The organism is Kitasatospora sp. NPDC004615 (assembly GCF_042873545.1).
Classification (GTDB): domain Bacteria; phylum Actinomycetota; class Actinomycetes; order Streptomycetales; family Streptomycetaceae; genus Kitasatospora.
The window spans coordinates 198979-223380 of record NZ_JBIALQ010000003.1 but is presented as its reverse complement, the minus strand read 5'-3'; the positions used below and the strand labels follow the sequence as shown (position 1 = coordinate 223380).

The window sequence follows — 24402 nt, the reverse complement described above, 5'->3', positions numbered from 1 at the left end:
GGCCGGGAACGGGCTTCCGTTTCCGGCCGGATCTCGTCGTGTACGGCTGTTCGGCCGGTCAGCAGTTGCGCGGCTCCGGGCTGGGCGACGGCTTGATGAGCTCGGCCAGCGCGGCCGCGGCCTGGGTCGGGTCGGCCAGCGCGCTGAAGGTGTCGCCGATGACCAGGTCCACGGTGTTGTCGGTGCGGCCGTCCTCGGTGCTGGTGGCGGAGGCGACCTGGGAGACCAGCAGGGTGGCCGCGCCCAGTCCGCCGGGGCCGCTCAGCACCTGCGCGGTGCCGGGGACCTTCTTGTCCAGGGCGGTCGGCGCGTTGCCGACCTTGCCCACCTGGAAGCCGCGCTTCTTCAGCTCGTCGGCGGTCTTGGCCGCCAGACCGGACTTGTCGGTGGCGTTGTAGACGTTCACCGTGACGCTCGCGGGCTGCGGCACGGCCGTGCTGCTGGGGGCCGTCCCCGGCGAGTCGGCGGCGCCGGCGGAGGGAGAGCCCTCCGGGGCGGCCAGCGGCTTGCCGGACGGGTTCGCCGAGGCGCAGGCCTGCGCGGCGCTGTTCTTGTTCTTGCCGGTGAACACGTCGTAGAGCTGGACGCCGCCGACCGAGACCAGGCCGAGGGCGAGGATTCCGCCGACGGCGGCGACGACCTTGCGGCCGCGACGCGGGGGACGTCCGAGGCGGGGGTAACTGTTGCCGGTGATCCGGTACTGCTTCCCCTTCAAGCCCCGGGGAGTCAACATGCTCATGGTCTGTCTCCCCGTAGGTGCCAGGGTGGGGTGCCGGTGACCGCGGTGCGGCCGTGGGAAGTGGCCGCGTGAGCCGTGGTAGTCAGCAGATTAATCCGACTACAGCGACACAGGTACTGGATGATCATCATCCGGGGGACGACGGCACTCGAAAGGACGTACCGACACCGACCATCGGTTGCAGCCGATGGCGGGTGGCGGTGCGTCAGTCCATTTCCAGTACCCGGGCGTGCAGAACCTGCCGCTGCTGCAGGGCGGCCCGCACGGCTCGGTGCAGCCCGTCCTCCAGGTAGAGGTCACCGCGCCACTTCACCACGTGGGCGAAGAGGTCCCCGTAGAAGGTGGAGTCCTCCGCGAGGAGGGTCTCCAGGTCCAACTGGCCCTTGGTGGTCACCAACTGGTCGAGCCGCACCGGACGCGGCGCGACGTCCGCCCACTGGCGGGTGCTGGTCCGGCCGTGATCCGGGTACGGCCGCCCGTTACCGATGCGCTTGAAGATCACACGGAAAGCCTACCGTTTGGGACATGGCGGGCGCAGCAAGCGGGACCAACGGTGACCGACTTTCCGCCTCAGCGCAGTGCGGCGCCGATCCGGTCGAGCGAAGAGAGCCTCATCAGGCCGTAGTTGTAGAACTCGACCTCGGGGACGCCGAGCTCGCGGAGCGTGCTGATCTTGGCGGCGAGGTTGGCGGGGCCGTCGCAGTCGGAGGACATCGGGCGGAGGATGACGGCCATGTCCTGGGGGCGGACGCCGTGCAGGGCGAAGGCGGCGACCTTCTCGCGGACGGCCTCGGGGGTCTTCGCGTAGCCGAGTGTCTCGATCTGGTGGGCGGCGCCGGCCAGAGCGGGGAGGTCGATGCCGGAAAGCCAGCCGGTGCCGGGGCCGCCGCCGTCCATGAAGGTCAGCCGCATGCCGTGGGCGGCGGCGGTGGCGGCGAGTTCGGCGGCCAGGCCGGTGACGGTGCTCGCGCTGGCGTCGACGTAGGCGGCGAGGGCGCCACCGGCCAGTTCGTCGAGCGGGACGGGGGTGAGGGCGCGGTCCTCGTCGGCGAGGCGGGCGCGCAGTTCGGTGCGGACGGTGTCGCGGACGTGTTCGGCGGGGACGCCCGCGGCGGTGGCGGCGGCCAGGCAGTGCCGGCAGAAGCAGATCGACAGCAGGGCCTCGGTGACGGGGCCGAGCTGCTCGAAGTAGCGCTCGTGGTGGTAGCCGTGGGCCAGGCCGTGGAAGTGCAGGGACTCGGCGCGGATCGCGTCCACGCCGTAGCGGGCGAGTTCCTCGACCAGGGTGTGGCAGTACTCGCGGACCTCGGGGTTGGCGGGGCAGAGCTCGGTGAGGTGGCGGTCGCCGAAGGCGTTGGCGGGGGCACAGTCGGGATGGGCGAAGCCGAGCCGGTCGTTGTGGCAGAACACCGTCCAGGCGTGCAGTTTGAGGCCGCGTCGGCGGCTCTCCTCGGCGGCCTCGGCGAACGGGTCGCGGGTGCCGATGGCGGTGGAGGGCAACGGGGCGAGGCGGCGGCCGGCCCAGCGGGCGGGGTCGGGGCGGAAGTAGGCGGCGCCGGGTTCGAGGTAGCGCAGCACCCGGCGCGGGTTGTGCGGGAAGACGTCGCGGGCCTCGTGGTAGACGGAGGCGAGAGTGACTCCGCCGACGCCGGCCCGGTCGGTAAGGTTGCCGAAGAAGGTGTCGGCCCCTTCGTCGAGCAGGTCGGTGGCGAAGGCGAGGACGGACGTCTCCACAGGGCAACTCCGGAGAAGGAAGTACAGGGAGTGACCACGCTAACCGCGGCCTCCCGTATTGGTCTATACCTGGCTGGATGAGGGGAGCGGCAAGGTGGCGGTCTACCGGGGATTCGACCAGCGGGAACTCGATCGGGAGTACTCGCCCAGCAGCCGGGTGGCGGACTTCGACGCGGAGCTCGCCGCGTACACCCGGGAGAGCGGGCGGGCCCTGCGGGAGCTGCCCGGGCACCGGGAGCTGCGGTACGGGGCGGACGGGCCGGAACTGATCGACTTCTTCCCGGCGGTGCCGGGCGCGCCGCTGCACGTCTTCGTGCACGGCGGCTACTGGCAGGAGCTCGGCAAGGAGGACTCGGTCTTCCCCGCGCTGGACTTCGTCGCCCGGGGCACCGCGTACGCCGCCGTCGGCTACGGGCTGGCGCCCACCTGGACGGTGGAGCAGATCGCGGCGCAGGTCACCGAGGCGGTGGTGTGGCTGGTCGAGCACGCCGCCGAACTGGACGTCGACCCCGAGCGGATCGTGCTCAGCGGCAGCTCGGCCGGCGCGCACCTGGCGGCCACCGCACTGCTCGACGGGCGGCTGCGCGGGCGGATCGCCGGGGCGGCGCTGCTCAGCGGCGTCTACGACCTGGAACCGATCGCCCTCAGCTACATCAACGAGCCGCTCGGGCTGGACGCCGAACGGGCCCGCCGGCTCAGCCCGCTGTTCGCCGACCTGGCGGCGCTGCCGCCGCTGGTGGTGGCGCTCGGCGAGTACGAGACCGGCGAATTCGCCCGCCAGCAGAACGAGTTCGCGCACGCCGCGCGGGCCGCCGGAGTGCCGGTACGGGAACTGCTGGTCGGCGGACGCAACCACTTCGACCTGGTCTTCGACCTCGGCCGGACCGACACGGTACTCGGCTCGGCCGTCGAGGCACTTGGTCCCGCCTGACGCTCCGTAGACTGCCCGCGTACCCCCGAACCGCCGCGAGAGGACACCGATGACCGGCCGCATCCCGCTTCCGTACGACTTCCTGCCGCCGGTGCCGAGGTTCGAGCTGCGCAGCTCCGACCTGGTGGACGGGACGACCATGCCGGACGCGCACGTGTACGCGGCCGGGAACCAGTCGCCGCAGCTGTCCTGGTCGGGCTTCCCGGCGGGCACCCGGTCGTTCGCGGTGACCTGCTACGACCCGGACGCGCCGACCGGGGCCGGCTGGTGGCACTGGCTGGCCGTCGATCTGCCGGCCGACACCACCGAACTGCCGCGCGGCGCCGGGGCGCAGGACAGCGACCTGCCCGGCGGGGCGTTCCACGTCCGCACCGACTTCCCCGGCCACCGCTACGACGGCGCGGCCCCGCCGCCCGGGCCGGCCCACCGCTACGTGTTCGTGGTGCACGCCCTGGACGTGGCGAGCCTCGGCGTGGAGCGCGACACCCCCGCCGCGCAGGTCGGCTTCGCGCTGACCGCGCACGCGCTGGGCCGCGCGCTGCTCACCGTGGAGTACAAGTCCGCGTAGGGCGGGGCGTCAGGCCGCCAGGATCTGGCGGAGGAAGGCGTCGAGGTTGGTGACCGTCCGGGCGATCTGGTCCTCCAGCGGGAGGGACTCGTTCGGGCGGCTGACCGTCGCCGGGCGGCGGATGCCGCGCACGTACAGCGAGCAGGCCAGGTCGGCGCAGATGTAGGTGCCGACCGAGTTGCCCTCGCGGCCGCGGACGCCCGCCCGGGGGGCGGTGAGCAGCGAGACGCCGCTGCCCTGGTGGGCGGTGATGCACAGCGAGCAGACGTTCGTCCTGGTCAGGCTGCGCCGGACGTTCGGGGAGCGGAGCGTCGCGCCGACCAGGTCTCCGTCGAGTTCGGCGACCAGGTACGCCCGGTCGGGGGCGCCGAGATCCCGCCAGCCGAGGAAGTCCAGGTCGTCCCAGCGCTGTTCGGCCAGCTCGCGCGGAACGGGCAGCCGCTTGGCCTCGCCCTTCGAGCAGTTGACGAAGGAGGCGCGGATCTCGGGCTCGGTCAGGGCACGCATGGACCGGACGCTAACCGAGAGGCCCCGGGCGTGTCGTCCGGTTTTCCGGCGGTGCGGGGGTGCCGCTCAGCCCTTGGCCGCCTTCGCGGCGCGCTTGGCCTCCTGCTTGGTGGCGCGCACCTTCAGCAGCGACTCCGGGCCGGTGATGTCGGCGACCGAGCGGTGGCAGCCCTCCTCGCCGTACGCGCCGGCCGCCTCGCGCCAGCCGGTCGGGCGGACGCCGTACTGCTTGCCGAGCAGGGCCAGGAAGATCTGCGCCTTCTGGGTGCCGAAGCCGGGCAGTGCCTTCAGCCGGGTCAGCAGGTCCTTGCCGGTGGGGGCGTCGCGCCAGACCGCCTCGGCGTCGCCGTCGTAGTGCTCGACCAGGTGGGCGCAGAGCTGCTGGACCCGCTTGGCCATCGAGCCGGGGTAGCGGTGCACGGCGGGCTTCTCGGCGAACAGGGCGGCGAACGCCTCCGGGTCGGCGGCGGCGATGGCGTGCGCGTCCAGGTCGTCCGCGCCCATCCGCTGCGCGATCACCAGCGGGCCGCTGAACGCCTTCTCCATCGGGACCTGCTGGTCCAGCAGCATGCCGGTGAGGGCGGCCAGCGGGCTGCGGCCGAGCAGTTCGTCGGCGTCGTCCTGCTGGGCGAGGTGGACGGCGGGCGCCATGGCGGGCTCCAGGGGGTCGGGATTCCCATCCTGGCAGCCGCCGTTCGGCGGCGCGTCCCGCAACACACCACCGGCGGGGCGGGCCACACTGGGTGGATGACCCAACAGCGGCGGTTGATCGTGCTGCGGCACGCCAAGGCGGACTGGCCGGACGTTCCGGACGAGCTGCGCCCGCTGGCCGAGCGCGGCCGGGCCGACGCGGCGGCGGCCGGGCGCTGGCTGGCCGCGCACGCGCTGGTGCCGGACCGGGTGCTGTGCTCGACGGCGGTGCGCACCCGGCAGACCTGGGAGTTGGCGGAGCCGGCCCTCGGTGGCACGCCCGAACTCGTCCTGGAGCCCCGGGCCTACCGCGGTGAGGTGGACGAACTGATCGGCCTGGTGCGGGAGTTGCCGCCGATGGTGCGCACCGCGATGCTGGTCGGGCACCGGCCGCAGGTGCAGGAGCTGGTGCTGGCGCTGGCCGGGGAGCGGGAGAGCGAGCCGCTGGAGCGGCTGCGGGAGAAGTTCTCCACGGCGGGGATCGCCGTCCTGGAGGTGCCCGGGGAGTGGGGTCAACTCGTCCCGGGAAGTGCTGAGTTGACCGACTTTGCGGTACCGCGTGGGTGAGCTGTAGGGCGTGATAGGCATGGGGCATGCGTTTCGACTCCGTGCCCAAGCCGCCCGCCGTGGCCTCCCGCCCGCGTGACGAGCGCGGCTACCCGGTGCCCGCGATCACGCCGTGGGAGGACGGTCACCCACAGTTCGGGCTGACCGACTACGAGCGGTCCGCCACCTGTGCCCGCGAGCGGCTGTGCTCGGTGTGCAACACGCTGATGCCGCGGGGCCCGGTGTGGCGGGTGGTCGGCGGGGAGGAGGCGGCCGCGATCGGTGAGGCGCTGGCGGCGGGCCGGCCGTACCGGAACATGGCGCCCACCATGGAGGCCCCCGGCCACCGGGCGTGCATGCTGTACGCGTCGATGGTCTGCCCGTACCTGGGCCGCCCGAACGCCCGCCGCCAGGTGACCGCCGATCAGGAAATGGCCCCGGACGACCTGACCGCGCACGTGGTGCGCGGGGCCGCCCGGGGCGAGCTGGGTGCCGTGGTGGGCTTCGAGGACTACGAGTTCGCGATCACTCCGACCCGGGTGCTGTTCCGCTTCATCGACCCGGTGGAGTGCCTGCCGCACGACCTGGCCGAGCAGCAACTCCCGAATCTCCAGGCCGAGTTGGCCCGGATGGCTCAGGAACGGTAGGCGGGCAGGCCGACCGTGTCGGTGATCTTGTCCGGCTTTCCGCCCTTGGTCGGCATGGTGTAGATGCCGTCCGGGCCGCGGAACGCGACGGACTTGCCGTCGTGCGAGATCGCCGGCTCGGTGTAGTCCACCGTGGCGTCCGGCGTCAGGTCGATCTCCTTGGAGCCCTGCTCCTGCGCCTTGGCGAAGATGTGCGCGTGGCCGTTCACCGAGCGGACGAACACCACCTCGCCGTCGTCGGCGAGCGCGGGCTGCGAACCCTTGGTGACCACACCGCCGTTGGTGCGGGAGACCACGTCGTGGAAGTAGACCTGGCCGTCGGTCTTGTTGGCGTACACCGTCATGCCGAACTTGCCGGCCGAGTTCGGCCACTGGTTCCCGGCCTCCGGCAGCGGCTTCTCGGCCTCGGAGTCGCCGACCGACAGCGGTGCCGGCTTGGCGTTGGCCTTCGCCTCGACGGACAGCAGCTTCAGCGTCTTCTTGTCGTCCGCGGTGAACAGCAGGAAGGTGCCGGCGCCGTGCGGCTCGTCCGGGCCGTACACCTGCCAGGTCGGGTGGGACCAGGTCTCGCCGGACGGGGCCTTGGCGATGACGGTCTTGTGGCTGCCGTCCGGGTCGGAGGTCTCCAGGTTGCCGCTGCCGTCGATGAACGCGGCGTGCTTGCCGTCCGGGGACCAGGCCAGGTCGCGGACCACGGTGCCGAAGTCGACGGCCTTGCCGTCCATCAGCACAGTGTTGGTGCCGGTGCTGACGGTCACCTTGGTGCCGGCGGTCTTGTTCAGCTTGCCGCCCGCGGCGGCGGGCGCGGACGAACCGGCCGTCGAGCCGCCCGGGGCGTCGGAGGACGGGCTGTTGGCAGTGCTGCTGGGAGCGGCGGTCCCCCCGGTGTCGCCGCCCTCCGGGTCGCAGGCGGTCAGCAGCAGGGCCGACCCGGTGGTGACCGCGGCCACCAGCAGGGCGGCGGCGGACCGGCGCAGACGGGTGCGTTCGCTCATCAAAGACTCCCCCATGGAACGGATCTACGTATGGCGGCGGCCCGGCCGAAGACCGGGCCGCCGCCAACAGGCATGTGCCTCGTACACATCCTGTCAGTAAGCGACAACAGTCCGGAAGCCGGGGCCGTTCGGGCTATCAGTGCGTCAATTTAGGTTTGTGGAAACCGAATAGGCGAATCGGGACAGGTGGGGCATCAGCCCCGGAACGTCGGCAGGCCCACCCGGTCGGTGACCTTCTGCGGCGTCCCGCCCCTGGTGGGCAGCGTGTGGACGCCGTCCGGGCCACGGGAGGCGACGGTGGTGCCGTCGTGCGAGACGACCGGCTCGGTGAAGCTGACGGGGGCGTCCGGGGTGAGGTCGCGCTCCTGGCGGGTGTCGTTGCTCCGCCCGAAGATGTGGTTGTGCCCGCCGATCGAGCGGACGGACACCAGGTCGCCGTTCGGGTGATGACCAAAGATTCGCAGCCGGATGACCTCGATCCGTGCGGGCATCGTCACTGCCGTGCAACGGTCGTCTGCGGTTCGCGGGTGGTGAAAGCCCGTCGTGTGGTGGCGGGGCGGGTAGCTGGTTAGCGTGGCACTGCATGTGCTTCTGTCCGCGGGCCGGCTCTTCGGCGCGCCGCGGATCCCCGATTCCCGACAGCGGAGCGAGATGCACCATGGCTGCGCAACCCGAAGGCACCCCGGTCTGGGCGGACGCGATGTTCACCGACCTGGAGGGCGCCAAGAAGTTCTACGGTGACGTGCTGGGCTGGACGTTCGGCGAATCCTCCACCGAGTACGGCAACTACACGCAGGCGTACCGGGACGGCAAGGCGGTCGCCGCGATCGTCCCGCCGATGCCCGGGCAGGGCCCCGGACAGTCCGCCTGGGTGCTCTACCTGGCCTCGCCGGACGTCGGGGCCACCGCGGAGCGGATCCGGGCGGCCGGCGGCTCCCTGCTGCTGGAGCCGATGAAGGTCGGCACCTTCGGCTCGATGGCGCTCGCGAAGGACCCGGCCGGCGTGGTGTTCGGCATCTGGCAGGCCGGTGAGCACGCCGGCTTCGAACTGCGCGACGTGCCAGGCAGCTACGGCTGGGCGGAGGTGTTCACCCGGGATCCGGCCGCCGCCAACGCCTTCTTCCCGAAGGTGTTCTCCTACGGCGTCCGGAAGCTCGCCGACGAGCAGGTCGACTACCGGGTCTTCAGCCTCGGCGACGTGCCGGTGCTCGGCTCGATGGGCATGACGCCCGAAGTGCCCGCGCAGGTACCGTCGTTCATCAGCGTGTACTTCGTGGTGGACGGCTGCGACGCGGCGGTCGAGCGGGTCGCCAAGGCCGGCGGGCAGAAGGTGTTCGGGCCGATGAGCACCCCGTTCGGGCGGTTCGCGTCCTTCGTGGACCCGCAGGGCGCGGCGTTCTCGCTGATCGACCCGGCCGCCGCCGAGGGCGAGATGCCGGCCACGGTGGAGGTGTCCTGAACCGATGGTCACCCCACGGCCCGAACTCACCGGCGAACGCGCCGACTTGCTCAGCACGCTCGACAAGCACCGCGGCTTCCTGCGCTACACCGTCCGCGGCCTGACGGACGAGCAGGCCCAGCAGCGCACCACCGTCAGCGAACTCACCCTCGGCGGGCTGATCAAGCACGTCGCCGGGGTCGAGGAACGCTGGATGCGGTTCGCCGTCGGCGGCGCCGAGGCGATGCGTTCCGAGGGCGCGCCGCAGGACGCCGAAGCCTGGGCCGACCAGTTCCGGATGCTGCCCGGCGAGACCCTGGACGTCCTGCTCGAACGCTACCGGGCCGTCGCCGAACACACCGACGGCCTGATCGCCACCCTCGACCTCGACAGCGAACACCAACTGCCGTCCGCGCCCTGGTTCGAACCCGGTGCGGAGTGGAGCGTCCGCCGGGTCCTGCTGCACATCGTCGCGGAGACCGCGCAGCACGCCGGGCACGCCGACATTCTCCGCGAGGCCCTGGACGGGCAGCGAACGATGGGCTGACGGGTCTCAGCCGGCGGGGAGGAGGCTGCGGTACCAGTCGATCTTCTCGCGCAGGTGGGTGCGTTGGCGTTCCAGCAGGGCGATGTGGTCGTTGACGGCGGTGTCGTGCTGTTCCAGCAGGGCGATGCGGTCGAGGAGGCTCGCCGGGCCTTCGGTGCGGGCGAGTTCGGCGTAGCGGCGCATGTCGGCGATGGGCATGCCGGTGTCGCGCAGGCAGCGCAGGATGCCCAGCCAGGCCAGGTCGTCGGGGGTGAAGCGGCGGTGGCCGCTGGTGGCGCGGGTGATGGCGGTGAGCAGGCCGATGCGTTCGTAGTAGCGCAGGGTGTCCAGGCTGAAGCCGGAGAGTTCGGCGGCCTCGGCGGGGGTGAGGAGCTGCTGAGTCGTCACGGGGCCGATTCTGCCTGCTGGTCGGGGCGGGTGCAGCGGGTGAAGCGTTCGCCCCAGGTGGCGAGCAGCGCGGTGAGTTCGGGTGGGGAGACGACCCGGAAGTCGATGTCCAGCGAGCCGATGGCCATCGCGGGCCAGTCGAGCGACTCGGAGTTCATCAGGATCCGGCAGCGGTCCTCGTCCAGCTCCTCGATCTCGGCCCAGGTCCCGATCCGCTGCCGGACCGTCTCCGCGGGGGCGTCGAGCAGCACTTCGACGCGGTGCGGGCGGGACTGGCCGGACAGGCCGGCCCGGACGAACTCGGCGGCGTCGGTGGCCGGGAGGGTGCGGGGGAGGAAGTGGGCGCCGGTCGGTGCGGGGGCGGTGAGCCGGTCCAGGCGGAAGGTCCGCCAGTCGTGCCGGGTGAGGTCGTAGGCGACGAGGTACCAGCGCCGTCCCAGCCGGACCAGGTGGTGCGGCTCGGTGTGGCGTTCGCCGGCGCGGCCGTCCGCGGTGCCGTACTGGAAGCGCAGCCGCTCGGTGTCGCGGCAGGCCAGCGCGACGGCGGTGAGGGCGTCCGGGTCGATCCGGGCGGCGTCGTTGCCGCCGTCGCCGCGCCAGCCGGCCGGGACCGTTACAGTGCGCAGCGCCTCCATCCGGCGGCGCAGCCGGGCCGGCATCACCTGCACCACCTTCGCCAGCGCCCGCACCGAGGCCTCGGCCAGGCCCTCCACCGCGCCGTCGGCCGCCGCCTGCAGGCCGACGGCCAGGGCAACCGCCTCCTCGTCGTCGATCACCAGCGGCGGCAGCGCGGCGCCCGCGGCCAGCTGGTAGCCGCCGTCCACGCCGCGGCGGGCCTCCACCGGGTAGCCGAGCTCGCGCAGCCGGTCGACGTCGCGGCGCAGGGTGCGGGCGGAGATGCCGAGCCGGGCGGAGAGATCCTCGCCCGGCCAGAAGCGGTGGGACTGGAGCAGGGTGAGCAGCCGCAGGGTGCGGGCACTGGTGTCGGCCATGCGGTTCATCCTGCTCGAATTGCGGCCGGAAACTGACCGGAATGGCTTCTAGTGTGGAACACGAGAGAGCGAGACACCGCCGAAAACGGTGTTGAACTCCGGTGCGGAGAAGCGCAGTTGCTATCGAGAGGCGAGCCGATGACCGAGACCGTCGAGACCACCGTCAACGAGTACCCCGCGGCCACCGTCACGGACGAGCGGCTGACCGGCGAGAAGGCCGACCTGGTGGCGGGGCTTCGCGCGGCTCGGCACTTCCTGCGGCTGACCGCCCGCGGCCTGACCGACGAGCAGGCCGGGCACCGCAGCACCGTCAGCGAGCTGTGCATCGGCGGCCTGATCAAGCACGTCACCTCGGGGGAGCGGACCTGGGCCGGGTTCATCGAGTTCGGTACGTCCGCGATGCCCGACTTCATGAACTTCACCGAGGCCGACTACGAGCGCCGCGCCCAGGAGTACCGGATGCTCCCCGGCGAGACCCTGGCCGGCGTGCTCGCCGCGTACGAGGCCGTGGCCGCCGCCACCGACGAGCTGGTGGCCGGCCTCGACGACCTGGGCGCGTCCCACCCGCTGCCCGCCGCCCCCTGGTTCAACCAGAAGGAGAGCTGGTCCGCCCGCCGCACCGTGATGCACATCGTCGCCGAGACCGTCCACCACGCCGGGCACGCCGACATCATCCGGGAAGCGATCGACGGGGCGAAGAGCATGGGCTGAGGCCTGGAGCACGTCGAGGGGCCCGCGCAGCTGACAGAGTGTCAGGTGTGCGGGCCCCTCGGCGTTCTGCGTTCGGTGTTTTGCGTTCGGTGTTTTGCGTTCGGCGGGGCGGGTTGGGCGGGTGGCGTGTCACAACGTGCCGGGCGGCGGCGTCAAGGCGATCGAGGCCGTTGGGCTGTGTGGGAGAGAAGGGGCGATGGATGAGACTGACCGTACTGGCCGCCACCGGGGGCATCGGCCGGCAGCTGCTGGAACAGGCGCTGGCGAGTGGGCACGACGTCACGGCGGTGGTGCGCAACCCCGCCAAGCTGGGGGAACAGCCCTGGGCGCGGGTGGTGAAGGCCGACCTGGCGACCGCCGGTGCGGCTGAGCTGCGGGCGGCGGTGGAGGGCGCGGACGCGGTGCTGTCCGGGCTTGGCGCGGTGGGCAAAGCCGGGATCGGGGTGGCCGAACACGGCACCCGGACGGTCATCGAGGCGATGCGGCAGACCGGCGTGCGGCGGCTGGTGGTGGTCAGCGCCGCGCCGATCGGCACCGTGCCGTCCCCGGACCGGCCGCACCCGCCGCGGCACGACCCCGGGGAGGGGCCGGTGATGCGGTACCTGCTGACGCCGCTGGTGAAGCGGGTGCTGCGCGCGCACTACGCGGACCTGGCCCGGATGGAGGACGCGGTGCTCGCCAGCGGCCTCGACTGGACGGTGGTGCGGCCGCCACGGCTCACCGACAAGGCGCTCACCCGCGACTACCGGACCGCGTACGGCCGGAACGTGCGCGGTGGCTCCGCCGTGTCCCGGGCCGATGTCGCGCACTGCATGCTGCGCAGCCTGGGGGATCCGGAGACGGTCGGGCAGATTCTCGGCATCGCGGACTGAGCCGGGCGCAGGTCGGACGGGGCCGGTCGGACGGGGCCGGTCGGGTGGGCGCCTAGGCTGAAGGGATGTCTGCTCCTCGTCTGCGCCGCGTGGCCGTGCTGGTCCTGGACGGTGCGAAGCCGCTCGACGTCGGGATCCCGGCGCAGGTGTTCTCGACCCGCGCGAGCATGCCGTACGAGGTGCGGGTGTGTGGGGCGGCGCCCGGGCTGGTGGCGGGCGGGGACGGGCTGTCGTACCACGTGGCGCACGGGCTGGAGGCGCTGGAGTGGGCGGAGTCGGTGTTCGTCCCCGGCTACCGGCACCCCGACCGGGACGACCCGCCGGCCGCCGTGGTCGAGGCGCTGTGCGCGGCGCACGCCCGCGGGGCCCGGCTGGCGGCGATCTCCACCGGGGCGTTCGCGCTGGCCGCCACCGGGTTGCTGGACGGCCGCCGGGCCACCACGCACTGGCACTACACCCGGGCGCTGGCAGCGAAGTATCCGCGGGTGCGGGTGGACGAGAACGTGCTGTTCGTGGACGAGGGCAGCGTGCTCACCTCGGCGGGCGCGGCGTCCGGCATCGACCTGTGTCTGCACATGCTGCGCCGCGACCTCGGGGTGGCCGCGTCCAACCACACCGCGCGGCGATTGGTGGCCGCGCCGTACCGCAGCGGCGGGCAGGCGCAGTACGTGCCGCGCAGCGTGCCGGAGCCGATCGGGGAGCGGTTCGCCGCCACCCGGGAGTGGGCGCTGCACCGGCTGGACGAGCCGCTGACGGTGCGGACGCTGGCCCGGCACGCCGCGGTCTCGCCACGCACGTTCTCCCGGCGGTTCGTCGAGGACACCGGGTACACACCGATGCAGTGGGTGCTGCGGGCGCGGGTGGACCTGGCCCGGGAGCTGCTGGAACGTTCCGAGCGGAGCGTCGAGCGGATCGCCGCCGAGACCGGACTCGGTACCGGCGCGAATCTGCGTACGCACTTCCAGCAGATCCTCGGGACCACGCCGAGCGAGTACCGGCGGACGTTCACCAAGGGGGAGTGAAAGCGCTTTCCGTTCCCGGAGGGAAGGGGCTTTCCGGCGGCGGGGAAGACGGGGCGGAGGGGAAGCGCTTGGCGGCGGCGGGGGAGACGGGGGCGGAGGGGAAGCGCTTGGCGGCGGCGGGGGAGGCGGGGGCGGAGGGGAAGCGCTTGGCGGCGGCGGGGGAGGCGGAGGGGAAGCGGTTTCTGGGCGCGGAGGGAAAGCGTTTTCCCGTTGGGTTCGGTGGTTGGCACGATCCTTTCGAACCGTGGCACGGACGCCACTGCCACCGGCCCGGTCCGCGAGCGAAAGTGGAGGAGTCCACCCCGCTCAGAAGGACAGAAGGGCACCTGCCATGACCCGCATCGCCATCAACGGATTCGGCCGCATCGGACGCAACGTGCTGCGCGCCCTGCTGGAGCGCGACAGCAAGCTGGAGGTCGTTGCCGTCAACGACCTGACCGAGCCGACCGCGCTGGGCCGGCTGCTGGCGTACGACAGCTCCTCGGGCCGGCTCGGGCGCCCGGTGACCGTCGAGGGTGATGTCCTGGTGGTGGACGGCCGCCGGATCAAGGTGCTCGCCGAGCGCAACCCGGCCGACCTGCCGTGGGCCGAGCTCGGTGTGGACATCGTGCTGGAGGCCACCGGCCGGTTCACCTCCGCGGAGGCGGCCCGGGCGCACCTGACCGCCGGCGCGAAGAAGGTCCTGGTGTCCGCGCCGTCCGACGGTGCCGACGTCACGCTCGCCTACGGCGTCAACACCGAGGCGTACGACCCGGCCGTGCACACCATCGTCTCCAACGCGTCCTGCACCACCAACGCGCTGGCGCCGCTGGCCGCCGTCCTCGACGAACTGGCCGGGATCGAGCACGGGTTCATGACCACCGTGCACGCCTACACGCAGGAGCAGAACCTCCAGGACGGTCCGCACCGCGACCCGCGCCGGGCCCGCGCCGCCGGCGTCAACATCGTGCCGACCACCACCGGTGCCGCGAAGGCGATCGGTCTGGTGCTGCCGCAGCTGGACGGCAAGCTGTCCGGCGACTCGATCCGGGTGCCGATCCCGGTCGGCTCGATCGTCGAGCTGAACACCACCGTCTCCCGCGACGTCACCCGCGAGGAGGTGCTCGCCGCCTACCGGGAGGCCGCCGGCGGCAAGCTCGCGGGCGTGCTGGAGTACTCGGAGGACCCGCTGGTCTCGTCCGACATCGTCGGCAACCCGGCGTCCTCGATCTTCGACTCCGAGCTCACCCGGGTCGACGGCCGCCACGTCAAGGTGGTCGCCTGGTACGACAACGAGTGGGGCTTCTCGCACCGGGTCATCGACAGCCTGGAGCTGCTCGCCGCGAGCTGACGCCACGGCAAGGGCCCGCACCGCTTGGACGGTGCGGGCCCTTTCGCGTGCCGGGGTCAGCCGGTCGGCAGGTCGAACGCGGCGGCGGCGACGCGGAGTTGCGACTCGGAGGAGGCGCCGCGGCGGGAGGTCGGGGTGAAGGAGTAGACGAGGTCGCGGGAGCCGTTGCGGGTGCCGAAGACGGCGCTGGTGTACCCGGGGCGGCTGCCGGTCTTGCCCCAGAACTCGATGCCGGGGGCGGGGGAGAAGCGCATCAGGCCGGTGCTGAAGCAGGCCCAGCCGGAGGTGGGGCCGATGTCGCAGTGGTCGTTCTGGTTGTTCGGGACATGGGGGACGGCGAAGAGTTCGGCCTGCTGGGCGGGCGGCAGCAGCTTGCCGTGCAGCAGTGCGGACATGAAGCGGTCCAGGTCGGGCGCGGTGGAGATCATGCCGCCCTCGGCCCACGGCCACGGGCTCTGCCGGGTGACGTCCGCCAGGCCGGTGCTGCCGTCCGGGCGGGTGACGGCGAGGACGGCGTGCGCGCTCGGGTTGGACAGCGAAGTGTCGGCGACGTCGGGCACCCGGGTGTGGTGCAGGCCGAGCGGCCGCAGGATCCGGGCGTTGACCTCGTGGCCGTAGCTGTGGCCGGTGACCTGCTCGATCACCATGCCGGCCAGGTAGTAGTTGACGCCGTTGTACTGCTGCGCGGTGCCCGGCTCGAACTGCTTCGGGTTGGCCATGATCCGCCTGACCACTTCCTGCGGGGTGAAGCTGTCGCTCGCGTGGGCGACGAACCACTCCGGGGTTCCGTCGTCGGGGAACTGCCCCAGGCCGGTCGGCAGACCGCTGGTGTGGTTGAGCAACTGCCGTACGGTGACGGCCGGGTAGCCGTCCGGCAGGGCGTCGGGCAGGTACTGCTGGACGGTGCCGTCCAGGTCGACGCGGTGCTCGGCGGCGAGCTGGAGGAGCACGGTGGCGGTGAACACCTTGGTGATGCTGCCGATCCGGAACTCGCCGTCGGCCTTCACCGGGCGGCCGGTGGCCGGGTCGCCGGTGCCGGAGGTGCCGGACCAGCGGCCGCCGTCGCCGTTCACCAGTACGACGGCGCTGGTGAGTTGGTCGTTCGGCAGGCCCGCGATGGAGGCGCGGAGCGCGGCCGCGTTCGGGGGCGTGGCGGTGGTGGCGGGTGCGGCGGAGGCGGTTCCGGCGGCGAGTGCGACCACCATCGCGCCGATCGCGGCCGTTCCCGCCAGCTTGCGTCCCGTGGTCTTCGCGCGCATCCCCGTGTCCCCCAACTTTTGTTTCTGCTGTGCCTGTTGACGTTGATCAGTGTTTCGTGGGGGTCGCGGCCCGGTCATCCGGGACGGACCCTGAGCCGCCCCCGAGGTCTGGCCCCGGTGCGGGTCAGGGGCGGCAGCCCGGTGTCGCAGGGGGTCAGTTCGCCGGCAGGTCGAACGCGGCGGAGAAGACCCGGTACTGGGCGGCGAACGGGGCGCCGAAGCGGCTGGTGGGAGTGAAGGAGTAGACCAGGTCGCGGGAGCCGTCACGGGTGGCGAAGACGCCGCTGGAGTAGCCCGGCCTGGTCCCGGTCTTGCCCCAGAACTCGACGCCCGGGGCGGGGGAGAAGCGCATCAGGGCGGTGCTGAAGCAGGCCCTTCCGGCGGTGGGGCCGATGTCGCAGTTGTGGTTGCGGAAGTTCGGGACGTCCGGGACGGCGAACAGTTCGGCCTGCTGGGCGGGCGGCAGCAGCTCGCCGTGCAGCAGCGCGGACATGAAACGCTCCAGGTCGGGCGCGGTGGAGATCATGCCGCCCTCGGCCCACGGCCACGGGCTCTGCCGGGTGACGTCCGCGAGGGTGGTGCCGCCGTCGGGGCGGGGGACGGCGAGCACGGCGTGGGCCGTCGGGTCGGGCAGCGAGGTGTCGTCGGCGGCGGGTGCCGAGGTGTGGTGGAGGCCGAGCGGGCGCAGGATCCGGTCGTTGACCTCCTGCGCGAAGCTGCGGCCGGTGACCTTCTCGATCACCAGGCCCGCCACGAAGTAGTTGGTGCCGTTGTACTCCTGGGCGGCACCGGGCATGAACTCCTTCGGGTGCGTCATCGCCTCGGCGACCACCTGCTCGGGGCTCCAACGCGCGCCCGGGTGGGCGGCGAACCAGGCCTCGCTGCCGTCGTCCTCGCCCAGGTCGCCGCCGGTCGGCAGGCCGGAGGTGTGGTTGAGCAACTGCCGTACGGTGACGGCCGGGTAGCCGTCCGGCAGGGCGTCGGGCAGGTACTGCTGGACGGTGCCGTCCAGGTCGACGCGGTGCTCGGCGGCCAGCTGGAGCAGCACGGTGGCGGTGAACACCTTGGTGATGCTGCCGATCCGGAACTCGCCGTCGGCCTTCACCGGGCGGCCGGTGGCCGGGTCGCCGGTGCCGGAGGTGCCGGACCAGCGGCCGGTGTCGCCGCCCACCAGCACGACGGCGCTGGTGAGTTGGTCGTTCGGATAGCCCGCGATGGAGGCGCGGAGCGCGGCCGCGTTCGGGGGCGTGGCGGGTGCGGCGGAGGCGGTTCCGGCGGTGAGGGCGACGACCATCGCGCCGATCGCGGCCGTGCCTGCCAGCTTGCGTCCCGTGGTGTTCGCGTGCATCCCCGTGTCCCCCAACGTCCGTTCCCGTGCTGCCTGTTGACGTGGAGAAGTTTTTCGCTCGGCTGCCGTCGGGTCATCCGGGGCGGACCCCGATCGGACCCGGAGTGTGGGCCCAGGGAGGCGTCAGGGGTGGTCCATCAGCTTGTGCTGCCAGGCCCAGGCGGCGATCTCGACCCGGTTGCGGGCACCGAGCTTCTGCTGGACGGCCGTCAGGTGGCTCTTGACGGTGCTGAGGGTGATGAACAGGTCGGCGGCGATCTCCTGGTTGGTGCGGCCCCGGGCGATGGCGCGGACCACCTCGGTCTCGCGGGCGGAGAGCGGCCGGCCGGGCGGGGCGGCGGCCGGGGCGGTGGGGGTGGTGAGGCCGCGCAGCAGACGGAGGGTGAGGGAGGGCGAGATCAGGGCGTCGCCGGCGTGCGCGGCGCGAACCGCCTCGATCAGCAGGGCCGGTGCGGCGCCCTTGAGCACGAACCCGACCGCGCCGGCGTGCAGCGCGCCGTGGACGTACTCGTCGAGGTCGAAGGTGGTCACGACGACCACCCGCAGCGGGTCCTGGACGCCGGGGCCGGCCAGTGCGCGGGTGACGTCGATGCCGTCCAGGCCGGGCATCCGGATGTCGACCAGGCAGACGTCGGGGCGCAGCCGGCGGGCGAGTTCGACCGCCTCGGGGCCGTCGGTGGCCTCGCCGACCACGGTGATGTCGTCCTGGTCCTCCAGGATCAGGCGCAGGCCGCCGCGGATCATTGCCTGGTCGTCGGCGAGCAGGACGCGGATGGTTATCGGGTGGCGCCGTTCTGGCCGGGGGTGGCGGTGAAGTTGCGTTGGAGGGGGCCGAGTTGGGTGGGCTGCCGGTCTCGGGCGGCGGCGGGCAGGTCGCGGGTGGTCATCGGGCGGCGCCGGTGGGGACGGGGAGTTCGGCGTGGACGGTCCAGCCGCCGGTGAGGGCGGGGCCTGCGGTGAAGGTGCCGCCGAGGGCTTCGACGCGTTCGCGCATGCCGAGGAGGCCGAAGCCGACCGGGCGGAGGTGGCGGGTGTGGCCGGGCGGGGCGTCGTCGGTGACGGTGACGGTGAGGGTGCCGGGCGGGTGGGCGACGGTGACCTGGGCGGTGCGGGCGTGGGCGGCGTGCCGGGCGACGTTGGTGAGTGACTCCTGGACGATGCGGTGCACGGTGGTGGCGACCTCCGGTGGCCAGGGTGTGGCGTTCTGGTCCGGGAGGTGCAGTTGGACGGTGGGTCCGTGGTCGTCGAACCGCCGTACCAGGGCGGCGAGTTCGGCGGTGCCGGGGGTGGTGGGCGCGGTTCCCGGGGTGTCGTCGGCGGCCCGTAGCAGGCCGACCACGCGGCGCATCGCGAACAGGGCGTCGGCGCCTGCCGTCTCGATGCCGGCGAGGGTCTCGTCCAGTTGCTCGGGGCGTTTGCGGGCGACGATCCGGGCGGCCTGGGTCTGGACCACGACGCCGGTGATGTGGTGGGCCACCAGGTCGTGCAACTCGCGGGCCAGCGCCAGTCGTTCGTCCCGGCGGACGGACTCGGCGGCGGCCCTGCGGCGGTGGTCGAGGAGCCGTAGGCCGAGGCCGGCGGCGAGGGCCAGCGCCCACACCTCGATGCCGATCCGGAACGAGGTGGCCGGGGCGGGGGCCGCCAGCAGGCCCGCCGTCATCAGGGCCAGTCCTGCCGCGCCGAGGGCCGCTGCCGGACGCCACGGCAGCGTCCGCACTGCCGATCCGCCGAGTACCAGCAGGCCCAACACGGCTGCCGCGCCGGGCTCCCCGGGCAGTCCCGCCTCCCGCGCGATCAGCGCCGCCGCACCGGCCACGGCCAGGCCGAGGGCCGCCGCCGCGCCCCGGTGCCGCTCCCGGCCCAGCGCCAGCGCGCACACCACGGCGCCGGTCGCCGCGTCCAGCGCCCACACCCGGCCCTGCGCCGCGTACTGCGCGGCCATCACCAGCAGTACCAGCGCGAATCCCGCGCCCAGCACCGCGTTCCCCACCATCGCCGTTCGCCTCACGGCCGCCACGGTAGGGGAATCCGCGGCCGCCGCGAACCGGCCGAAAGTACGACCCCGTTCCCGTCCGGACCGTACCTTCGGCCGCTGTGGGCGCCTGCCGCCGAACGGCAGCGTGGGGCCATGACCACATCACTGGCCGGTGCCGCGCTGCTCGCGGTGGCCGAGAAGACCGAACGCAGCCCGCTGCTCTACGCCTGGTGGGCGCTCCAACTGGGCGTGCTGATCGCGCTCGGCTGGGGCGGGTACCGCCTGGTGCGGGCCTGTCGGGCGCGGCGCGCCGAGCAGGAAGCGGAGGACGGGCAGTGGTGACGCCGGTGCTGGAGACCGTCGGTCTCGGCAAGCGGTACGGGCGCCGACTCGCGCTCGCCGACGTCGAGTTGAGCATTCCGGCGGGTCGGGTGGTCGGCCTGGTCGGGCCGAACGGCGCCGGCAAGTCCACGCTGATGCAGCTGGCCTGCGGGCTGATCGGCCCGAGCTCGGGGCGGATCCTGGTGCACGGCACCGAGCCCGGTACCCGCCCCGACCACCTGGCCCGGGTCGGGTACGTCGCCCAGGACACCCCGGTCTACCCGGACCTCACCGTCGCCGAGCACCTGCGGCTCGGCGCCCGCCTCAACCCGCGCTGGGACGCCGCGCTCGCCGAACGCAGGCTTGCCCGCTCCGAGTTGGACCCCCGGCAGAAGGCCGGACGGCTGTCCGGCGGTCAGCGCGCCCAGCTCGCGCTGACCGTGGCCGCCGCGAAGCGCCCCGACCTGCTGATCCTGGACGAGCCCGCCGCCGCCCTGGACCCGCTGGCCCGGCACGCCTTCCTGGACCACCTGATGGAGTCCGTCACCGAACTCGGCGCCACCGCCCTGCTCTCCTCGCACGCCCTGCCCGACGTCGCCCGGGTCTGCGACCACCTGGTGGTGCTGGCCCGCGGTTGGGTCCAACTGCACGGCGACATAGAGCCGTTGATCGCTCAGCACGCCCGGCTGACCGGCCGGCCCGCCGACCTCGACGCGCTCCCGGCGGACGTCACGGTGCTCACCCGCACCGACCCGGCGACCGCGCTGGTTCGTTTCGAACGGCCGCTGTCCGACGGGCCGTTCACCGTCACTGCGCCCGACCTGGAAGAACTCGTCCTCGCCCACCTGGCCCGCGCCGCCCGCCCCGGGCAGCCGGCCGCCGCCCGACCGGAGGCCCGTCGATGATCTGGCTGACTTGGCGCCAGTTCCGCACCCAGGCCGTGATCGGCCTGGCCGCGCTGCTCCTGCTGGGCGGCTACCTGCTGGTGCTCGGCCTCGGCATCCAGCACGCGCACCAGGACGTCCTCGAGCACTGCGGTGGCCGGGACTGTGCCGGCCCGCTCGGGGCTTTCGCGGACCGCTACCGGCTGCGCACCGACCTGCTCGGCTATCTGCTGCTGGTGCTGCCCGTCGTCCTCGGCGTGTTCTGCGGTGCGCCGCTGGTCGCCCGCGAGTTCGAGGCCGGTACGCACCGGCTGGTGTGGAACCAGAGCATCACCCGCCGCCGCTGGCTGGCGGTCAAGTTGGCGGTGGTGGGCGGCAGTTGCACGCTTGCCGTCGCGCTCGTCTCGCTGCTGCTGGGCTGGGCCACCGGCCCCGTCGTCGCCGTCGAGGGCGCGCGTTTCGAGCCGGTGGCTTTTGCTTCGCACGGGCTGGTGCCCGCCGCGTACGCCGCTTTCGCGTCCGTGCTCGGGGCCACCCTCGGACTCCACCTGCGTCGGACCGTGCCGGCGATGGCCACGACGCTCGCCGTGTTCACCGCCGTCCAGCTGGCCGTTCCGGCCCTGGTCCGGCCGCACTACCAGGCGCCCGAGCGGACCAGTGTGCAGCTGACCGCGCCGATCGTCGCCAACCTCAGCAAGATCGGCACCTACGGCGACATCGGTGGCCTGCGCGTCCCCGGCGGCCCGTGGGTGATCGACACCAGCGCGATCCTCGACGAGAGCGGCGCACCCGTCGGGCACAGTGACTGGTTCCAGGACTGCATGGACCACAGTTCGCTCGCCGACCTGCCCCGCTGCCTCGCCGACCACCGGATCCACGTGGAGATCACCCAGCAGCCTGCCGACCGCTACTGGACCTTCCAGGTCGTCGAGAGCGCCCTGTTCGCCCTGCTCACCGCCTTTGCCGCCGCCCTTGCCGTCCGTCGGCTGCGCACCCGCGCCGACTGACCGGAGAATCGATCGGAAGAGCTGACAACCTTTCGGACGGGCTCGGGCGTGTGGTCGGTGTGACGCGAGGAACCGAGGACGACCTCTACACCGCTTTCGTCGCGGCCGCCTGGCCGCGACATCTACGGACGGCCACCCTGATCACCGGGGACCGGCTCCGCGGCGAGGAGTTGCTCCAGGACTGCCTGGTGAAGCTCTACGTCCGCTGGCACCGGATGGCCACCGACGACCCGCACGCCTACCTGCGGCGGATGCTCGTCAACGGCCACGTCAGCTGGTGGCGTCGGCGACGCCGGGAGACCCTCACCGCCGAGCTGCCGGACCTGCCCGGCAGGGCCGGCGACGAGTACGGCGAGACGGACGAACTGCACCGTGCCCTGCGCTCGTTGCCCGCCCGGCAGCGTGCGGTGGTGGTGCTTCGGCACCTGGAGGACCTGTCGGAGAAGGACACCGCCAGCGTTCTCGGCTGCTCCGTCGGCACCGTCAAGAGCCAGCACTCCCGGGCCCTGGCCCGGCTGCGCACGGCACTTCCGAAGAACCGGTCGAAGAACGAGGAGGCTGTCAGCCCATGAGCACCAACGACCATGAGGACCTGTCGCACGCGCTGGAGGTGCTGGCGGACCGCCAGCTCCCGCCCGGCTCCGCACCCACGGCGGACCTGCTGCGCCGGGGCCGCCGCAACAAGCGGCTGCGTGCCGCCACCGTGACCGGCACGGCCGTCGCCGTCGGCGCGCTCGCGATGGGGACGCTGTTCATCGGCGGCCCGGGGGCCACCACCACGGGCATCGGGCCGGCCGCCGCTGCCGCGTCCGGGCCGGAGGCGTCGTCCAAGCCGTCGGGGGAGCCGTCGACCAAGCCTTCGGGGTCGGCCAAGCCGTCCGGCAAGCCGTCGGAGGTGAACAAGCCCTCCGGCACGCCGTCGACCAAGACCAGCAACAGCCCGGTCCTCGATCCGAGGGTGAAGGAGCTGCTCACGGCGCGGATCCCGGCCGGTTACCGGATCGCCAACAGCTACGACGATCCGGACCCGGCGCCCGGATCGGGCGTGCGGTACCGGGTCGCGACGACGATGCTTCTCGTCAACGACGCGAAGAGCCCGGTGGAGGGCACCGACATCCGCCTCGAGATCAGCCACATGCCGGGAATGGCGCCCGGGACGACGTACCAGCCGAATCCGACCTGCGACGGGATGTCCAACTGCACCGTCACGCAGCGCCCCGACGGCAGCGTGCTGATGGTCAAGCTCCCCCCGGCGGCGGGCGATTTCTACCGGTGGTCGGCAGCCCTGTACCGCACCGACGGCAACATCGTCACCGCCAGCGCGAACAACTCCCCGATGATGGGCGGGCCGATCGTGCAGCCGGCTTTCAACGGCGATCAGCTCACGACCCTCGTCCTGGACCCGGTCTGGTCGAACGTGATCGACCAGCTGAAGGCCCAGTTCGGCTGATCCCGACGCGGGTCAGGGGCGCAGCAGCCCCCAGTACAGCGCCCACGGGACGAACGCCGCGCCCGAGAGCGCCAGTAGTCCGATCCGGACCCGGCTGCCGCTCGCCGGGCGGTTCCGGACGGCTGCGGCCACGGTGACTCCGGCCGCCACCACCGTTGCCGTGGCGGCCAGTTGCAGCACCAGCCAGGGGACGGGCCAGCCGAGCAGGACCGGTCCGGGCAGGGCGGCTGCCACGAGCGCCATGTACAGCAGGTAGACCGGCGTGCCGGCGACCGCGAGTGTGCCGGTCAGGGCGGCCCAGCGGGCCGCGCGGGGGAGGCCGGCCGGTGCGGGGCGGCGGCGAAGACGGCGGACGGTGCTGGTGGCCAGGTGCCCGGCGAAGCCGAGCAGGCAGACGGCGGTCAGTGCGGCCTGCAGCCAGGGCGACTCGTACCAGTGGAGCGGGGCGAGCGGCCGGCTGGCGTACTGCTGCGCGGGGGCGGCGTCGACGGTGACCGGCGGCAGGCCGGCGGCCAGTCCGGCGATCCAGCGGGACTCGAACTCGGCGTAGTCGCCCGGCAGTTGGCTCGGCCGGTCGAAGCCGTCGTCGAAGGTGCGCCGGAGATTGTGGCGGACGTCCGGGATGGTGCGGATCGTGTAGTGGCGGTTGCCGCCGCGGTCCAAGGCCTCCCGGACGATCCGCTCGCTCTCGGCGGGCACGGCCTCGCGGTCCAGCGTCCCCCATTCGGCCAGTACCGGTACCTGGAGCCGCTCCCAGGCCGGTACCGGGTCGTAGTCCGCCTCCGGGAAGAGCTTGGCGGCGGCCAGCTCGCGGATCAGCGTGCGCTGCATGGTGGGCAGCAGCGAGCCGGTGATCCCGGCGTGCCGCAGGTACTCGCCGTACGCCCAGGCCTCCTGGCGGGACGGGCTGAGGCCGGACGCGCCCGCGGTCACCACGAAGGACACGTCGGTGGTGCGGCCCGCGGCCAGCGTGATCACCCAGGCGCCCTCGGACAGGCCCCACAGGCCGACCCGGTTCGGATCGATCTCGGGCCGGGAGCGCAGGAGTTGGACGGCGGCGAGCGCGTCGTCCGCGAGCCGGCCGTAGTCCCGTTGGAGGGTGGAGTAGCCGGCCGTTCGCTTGTCCCAGATCAGCGCGGGGACGCCGTGTGCCGCGTAGGCCTCGGCGGAGGGCCGCAGTTCGTCCATGGTGACCGGCCCGGCCCCGGCGACCATCGCCAGTCCGGGGGCGCCGCTCGCGCCGTGCGGGGCGATCAGTTCGCCGTGCAGCCGGGTGCCGTCGGCGCTGGTGAACTCGACTGCGGTGTGGTCGAGTTGGGTGTCCGCCGTGGCGGGCGTGGTGATCAGCAGGCCGAGCAGGAGGGTGATCAGTCCCAGTAGTGCGGTGCGGTGTGCCGTTCGGTGTCTGCCACCCATGGCGCGTTCTCCCCGTAGTCGATGGTCGCTCCACCTTTTCCGATCGCGCGGCGCCGCGGGATGGGGCAGCCACCCGGAAGCTCAGG

General features: G+C 72.8%; 29 protein-coding genes. 15 read left to right on the top strand and 14 right to left on the bottom strand.

Annotated features, from left to right (window positions below; all coding sequences use genetic code 11):
* Positions 1-58 precede the first annotated feature (58 nt).
* The 3 genes from ACFYS8_RS12130 to ACFYS8_RS12120 form a co-directional block, all read right to left on the bottom strand.
* Positions 59-739 carry a LytR C-terminal domain-containing protein gene (locus ACFYS8_RS12130; RefSeq protein ID WP_387639428.1) on the bottom strand — a complete coding sequence of 227 codons (681 nt, stop codon included), beginning with the start codon at positions 737-739 and terminating at the stop codon, positions 59-61.
* 205 nt (positions 740-944) lie between these two features.
* Positions 945-1241, bottom strand: coding sequence for a type II toxin-antitoxin system VapB family antitoxin (locus ACFYS8_RS12125; RefSeq protein WP_014136828.1), 297 nt, complete (start codon positions 1239-1241; stop codon positions 945-947).
* 68 nt (positions 1242-1309) lie between these two features.
* On the bottom strand, positions 1310-2473 hold the full coding sequence (locus tag ACFYS8_RS12120; protein ID WP_387639425.1) for a hypothetical protein: 1164 nt from the start codon (positions 2471-2473) through the stop codon (positions 1310-1312).
* A 94-nt stretch (positions 2474-2567) separates the two neighbouring features.
* On the opposite strand from ACFYS8_RS12120, the gene ACFYS8_RS12115 reads away from it, so the two are divergent.
* Together ACFYS8_RS12115 and ACFYS8_RS12110 are read left to right on the top strand one after the other, a co-directional pair.
* Positions 2568-3404 carry an alpha/beta hydrolase gene (locus tag ACFYS8_RS12115; RefSeq protein WP_387639423.1) on the top strand — a complete coding sequence of 279 codons (837 nt, stop codon included), beginning with the start codon at positions 2568-2570 and terminating at the stop codon, positions 3402-3404.
* A gap of 49 nt (positions 3405-3453) precedes the next feature.
* Positions 3454-3972, top strand: a complete 519-nt coding sequence (locus tag ACFYS8_RS12110) for a YbhB/YbcL family Raf kinase inhibitor-like protein (RefSeq protein ID WP_387639420.1) — start codon at positions 3454-3456, stop codon at positions 3970-3972.
* 9 nt (positions 3973-3981) lie between these two features.
* On the opposite strand, the gene ACFYS8_RS12105 is transcribed toward ACFYS8_RS12110, so the two are convergent.
* Complete coding sequence (locus ACFYS8_RS12105) at positions 3982-4479, bottom strand: FBP domain-containing protein (protein WP_387639418.1); 498 nt, start codon at positions 4477-4479, stop codon at positions 3982-3984.
* Positions 4480-4545: 66 nt separating this feature from the next.
* On the bottom strand, positions 4546-5130 hold the full coding sequence (locus ACFYS8_RS12100) for an HhH-GPD-type base excision DNA repair protein (RefSeq protein ID WP_387639415.1): 585 nt from the start codon (positions 5128-5130) through the stop codon (positions 4546-4548).
* Positions 5131-5226: 96 nt separating this feature from the next.
* Here ACFYS8_RS12100 and ACFYS8_RS12095 point away from each other — a divergent pair, with 96 nt between their 5' ends.
* Both ACFYS8_RS12095 and ACFYS8_RS12090 read left to right on the top strand, forming a co-directional pair.
* A complete protein-coding gene (locus ACFYS8_RS12095; RefSeq protein WP_387639413.1) occupies positions 5227-5736 on the top strand; it encodes a SixA phosphatase family protein in 510 nt (169 codons plus the stop codon).
* Between the two features lie 26 nt (positions 5737-5762).
* Positions 5763-6362, top strand: coding sequence for a hypothetical protein (locus ACFYS8_RS12090; protein ID WP_387639410.1), 600 nt, complete (start codon positions 5763-5765; stop codon positions 6360-6362).
* Here ACFYS8_RS12090 and ACFYS8_RS12085 read toward each other — a convergent pair.
* Together ACFYS8_RS12085 and ACFYS8_RS12080 are read right to left on the bottom strand one after the other, a co-directional pair.
* Positions 6350-7357, bottom strand: a complete 1008-nt coding sequence (locus ACFYS8_RS12085; protein ID WP_387639408.1) for a hypothetical protein — start codon at positions 7355-7357, stop codon at positions 6350-6352. The genes ACFYS8_RS12090 and ACFYS8_RS12085 overlap by 13 nt on opposite strands.
* A gap of 194 nt (positions 7358-7551) precedes the next feature.
* Positions 7552-7848, bottom strand: a complete 297-nt coding sequence (locus ACFYS8_RS12080) for a hypothetical protein (protein WP_387639406.1) — start codon at positions 7846-7848, stop codon at positions 7552-7554.
* Between the two features lie 167 nt (positions 7849-8015).
* Between ACFYS8_RS12080 and ACFYS8_RS12075 the strand changes: the two genes are divergently transcribed.
* Positions 8016-8816 (top strand): VOC family protein, encoded by an 801-nt coding sequence (locus ACFYS8_RS12075; RefSeq protein WP_387639404.1) that lies wholly within the window; start codon positions 8016-8018, stop codon positions 8814-8816.
* A 4-nt stretch (positions 8817-8820) separates the two neighbouring features.
* On the top strand, positions 8821-9342 hold the full coding sequence (locus tag ACFYS8_RS12070) for a DinB family protein (RefSeq protein ID WP_387639401.1): 522 nt from the start codon (positions 8821-8823) through the stop codon (positions 9340-9342).
* A gap of 6 nt (positions 9343-9348) precedes the next feature.
* On the opposite strand, the gene ACFYS8_RS12065 is transcribed toward ACFYS8_RS12070, so the two are convergent.
* Positions 9349-9729, bottom strand: coding sequence for a MerR family transcriptional regulator (locus ACFYS8_RS12065; RefSeq protein WP_387639399.1), 381 nt, complete (start codon positions 9727-9729; stop codon positions 9349-9351).
* The gene (locus ACFYS8_RS12060) at positions 9726-10721 is read right to left on the bottom strand and encodes a helix-turn-helix transcriptional regulator (protein ID WP_387639396.1); all 996 of its coding nucleotides are present in this window, start codon (positions 10719-10721) and stop codon (positions 9726-9728) included. Before ACFYS8_RS12060 ends, ACFYS8_RS12065 begins: the two co-directional genes overlap by 4 nt.
* Before the next feature lie 138 nt (positions 10722-10859).
* Between ACFYS8_RS12060 and ACFYS8_RS12055 the strand changes: the two genes are divergently transcribed.
* The 4 genes from ACFYS8_RS12055 to gap all read left to right on the top strand — a co-directional run bounded on the left by ACFYS8_RS12055 (position 10860) and on the right by gap (position 14656).
* Positions 10860-11432 (top strand): DinB family protein, encoded by a 573-nt coding sequence (locus ACFYS8_RS12055; protein WP_387639393.1) that lies wholly within the window; start codon positions 10860-10862, stop codon positions 11430-11432.
* A 200-nt stretch (positions 11433-11632) separates the two neighbouring features.
* Positions 11633-12304, top strand: coding sequence for an NAD(P)-dependent oxidoreductase (locus tag ACFYS8_RS12050; protein WP_387639390.1), 672 nt, complete (start codon positions 11633-11635; stop codon positions 12302-12304).
* Between the two features lie 65 nt (positions 12305-12369).
* Complete coding sequence (locus ACFYS8_RS12045) at positions 12370-13326, top strand: GlxA family transcriptional regulator (RefSeq protein WP_387639388.1); 957 nt, start codon at positions 12370-12372, stop codon at positions 13324-13326.
* Between the two features lie 331 nt (positions 13327-13657).
* Positions 13658-14656 carry a type I glyceraldehyde-3-phosphate dehydrogenase gene (gene gap, locus ACFYS8_RS12040; RefSeq protein WP_387639385.1) on the top strand — a complete coding sequence of 333 codons (999 nt, stop codon included), beginning with the start codon at positions 13658-13660 and terminating at the stop codon, positions 14654-14656.
* Positions 14657-14712: 56 nt separating this feature from the next.
* Here gap and ACFYS8_RS12035 read toward each other — a convergent pair whose 3' ends face one another.
* From ACFYS8_RS12035 to ACFYS8_RS12020, 4 genes are all read right to left on the bottom strand, one after another.
* Positions 14713-15915 (bottom strand): serine hydrolase domain-containing protein, encoded by a 1203-nt coding sequence (locus ACFYS8_RS12035; protein ID WP_387639382.1) that lies wholly within the window; start codon positions 15913-15915, stop codon positions 14713-14715.
* A 154-nt stretch (positions 15916-16069) separates the two neighbouring features.
* Positions 16070-17263, bottom strand: a complete 1194-nt coding sequence (locus tag ACFYS8_RS12030) for a serine hydrolase domain-containing protein (protein WP_387639379.1) — start codon at positions 17261-17263, stop codon at positions 16070-16072.
* Positions 17264-17386: 123 nt separating this feature from the next.
* Complete coding sequence (locus ACFYS8_RS12025; protein WP_387640692.1) at positions 17387-18043, bottom strand: response regulator; 657 nt, start codon at positions 18041-18043, stop codon at positions 17387-17389.
* 103 nt (positions 18044-18146) lie between these two features.
* Positions 18147-19271, bottom strand: a complete 1125-nt coding sequence (locus tag ACFYS8_RS12020; protein ID WP_387639376.1) for a sensor histidine kinase — start codon at positions 19269-19271, stop codon at positions 18147-18149.
* A 120-nt stretch (positions 19272-19391) separates the two neighbouring features.
* Between ACFYS8_RS12020 and ACFYS8_RS12015 the strand changes: the two genes are divergently transcribed.
* Genes ACFYS8_RS12015 through ACFYS8_RS11995 form a run of 5 tightly spaced genes read left to right on the top strand, consistent with a single transcriptional unit; the run spans position 19392 to position 22900 of the window.
* Positions 19392-19580: a hypothetical protein gene (locus ACFYS8_RS12015; RefSeq protein ID WP_387639374.1), complete on the top strand. Its 189-nt coding sequence runs from the start codon at positions 19392-19394 to the stop codon at positions 19578-19580.
* Complete coding sequence (locus ACFYS8_RS12010) at positions 19574-20464, top strand: ABC transporter ATP-binding protein (protein WP_387639372.1); 891 nt, start codon at positions 19574-19576, stop codon at positions 20462-20464. The genes ACFYS8_RS12015 and ACFYS8_RS12010 overlap by 7 nt, the downstream gene beginning before the upstream one ends.
* A complete protein-coding gene (locus tag ACFYS8_RS12005) occupies positions 20461-21450 on the top strand; it encodes a transporter (RefSeq protein WP_387639370.1) in 990 nt (329 codons plus the stop codon). The genes ACFYS8_RS12010 and ACFYS8_RS12005 overlap by 4 nt, the downstream gene beginning before the upstream one ends.
* A 59-nt stretch (positions 21451-21509) precedes the next feature.
* Complete coding sequence (locus tag ACFYS8_RS12000) at positions 21510-22022, top strand: SigE family RNA polymerase sigma factor (protein ID WP_387639367.1); 513 nt, start codon at positions 21510-21512, stop codon at positions 22020-22022.
* Positions 22019-22900 carry a hypothetical protein gene (locus tag ACFYS8_RS11995; protein ID WP_387639365.1) on the top strand — a complete coding sequence of 294 codons (882 nt, stop codon included), beginning with the start codon at positions 22019-22021 and terminating at the stop codon, positions 22898-22900. The genes ACFYS8_RS12000 and ACFYS8_RS11995 overlap by 4 nt, the downstream gene beginning before the upstream one ends.
* A gap of 12 nt (positions 22901-22912) precedes the next feature.
* Here ACFYS8_RS11995 and ACFYS8_RS11990 read toward each other — a convergent pair whose 3' ends face one another.
* Positions 22913-24316 (bottom strand): alpha/beta hydrolase family protein, encoded by a 1404-nt coding sequence (locus ACFYS8_RS11990; protein WP_387639362.1) that lies wholly within the window; start codon positions 24314-24316, stop codon positions 22913-22915.
* Between the last annotated feature and the right edge of the window lie 86 nt (positions 24317-24402).